Source organism: Rhodococcus sp. As11, from assembly GCF_048957735.1.
In the GTDB taxonomy this organism is placed as follows: domain Bacteria; phylum Actinomycetota; class Actinomycetes; order Mycobacteriales; family Mycobacteriaceae; genus Rhodococcus; species Rhodococcus gordoniae.
In genome coordinates this window covers 1-1,433 of record NZ_JARDJE010000053.1, presented here as the reverse complement: position 1 = coordinate 1,433, position 1,433 = coordinate 1, and the positions used below count along the sequence as shown (strand labels likewise).

The 1,433-nt window shown below is 62.7% G+C and carries 1 protein-coding gene; it reads left to right on the top strand.

Translation table 11 applies throughout. The annotated features are described in order from the left end of the window. The first annotated feature begins 131 nt into the window (after positions 1 to 131). Positions 132 to 1,379 carry an IS256 family transposase gene (locus PV766_RS24025; RefSeq protein ID WP_421098122.1) on the top strand — a complete coding sequence of 416 codons (1,248 nt, stop codon included), beginning with the start codon at positions 132 to 134 and terminating at the stop codon, positions 1,377 to 1,379. The last annotated feature ends 54 nt before the right edge of the window (positions 1,380 to 1,433 follow it).

The window sequence follows — 1,433 nt, the reverse complement described above, 5'->3', positions numbered from 1 at the left end:
GGTTGCGTCCATGAAGATGGTGTACGAACCGCAGCCGAATGACACTGCGGGCGTGTCGTAACCGAACGAAAGACGGTCACCGCGTGATTCTTCGAGAGAGCTACCAACTCGACTCGACGAAAGAGCACGCGATGACCACTGCCCACGATATCGACCTGCGCCAGCTTGTCGAAGACCGACTCACCGGCGCCAGCCCTGACCTGCTGCGCGAGTTGCTGTCGGTGTTCATCGACGCCCTGATGAGCGCCGAAGCCGACGTGTTGTGCGGCGCCGGCTACGGCCAGCGCTCCGACGAACGCGTCAACGTCCGCAATGGCTACCGGCATCGGGATTTCGACACTCGTGTCGGCACTCTCGACGTGGCGATCCCCAAACTGCGACAAGGATCGTATTTTCCCGACTGGTTGCTGCAACGCCGCAAACGTGCCGAACGGGCTCTGACCACGGTGGTGGCGACCTGCTATCTGCTCGGGGTGTCCACCCGACGGATGGAGAAACTTGTCGACACGTTGGGGATCACCTCGTTGTCGAAGTCGCAGGTCAGCGTCATGGCGAAAGAGCTCGACGAGCAGGTTGAAGCGTTCCGGAACCGGCCACTCGATGCCGGTCCCTATACGTTCGTCGCCGCCGATGCCCTGGTGCTCAAAGTCCGGGAGAACGGCCGTGTCGTCAACGTTCACGCCCTGGTGGCGGTCGGCGTCAACGCCGACGGCTACCGCGAAATCCTCGGTGTCGATGTCACCTCTGCCGAGGACGGTGCCGGCTGGATGGCCTTCTTCCGCGGTCTAGTCGCCCGAGGACTGTCCGGGGTGCAGCTGGTGACCTCCGATGCGCACGTAGGCCTGGTCGGAGCGATCGGCGCGACCTTGCCCGGTGCTTCGTGGCAGCGATGCCGGACGCATTACTCGACCAACCTGATGGCGGTGACCCCGAAAACGTCGTGGCCCTGGGTGAAGACCCTGCTGCATTCGGTCTACGACCAACCCGACGCCGATTCCGTTCATGCGCAGTATGACCGGGTGATCGACGCCTTGGAGTCGAAGCTACCGAAGGTGGCGGAGCATCTCGACGCTGCGCGAGTGGACCTGCTGGCGTTCACTACGTTTCCGAAGCAGATCTGGCGGCAGATCTGGTCCAATAATCCGCAGGAGCGGCTGAACAAGGAGATCCGTCGCAGAACCGATGTGGTCGGGATCTTTCCCGACCGGACTGCGTTGATCCGACTGGTCGGAGCGGTGCTGGCGGAGCAGCACGACGAGTGGATCGAAGGGCGTCGCTATCTCGGACTCGACGTCCTCGCCCGTTCTCGCAGCAACAACCAGCTTGCAGAGACTGTCACCGAACCGACGGAGGAGGTGGCACCGGCGTTGACCGCATAACCCGACACGAGGAATCACGCGACGATCTCGCACACCACCTCACGGGACTTGACC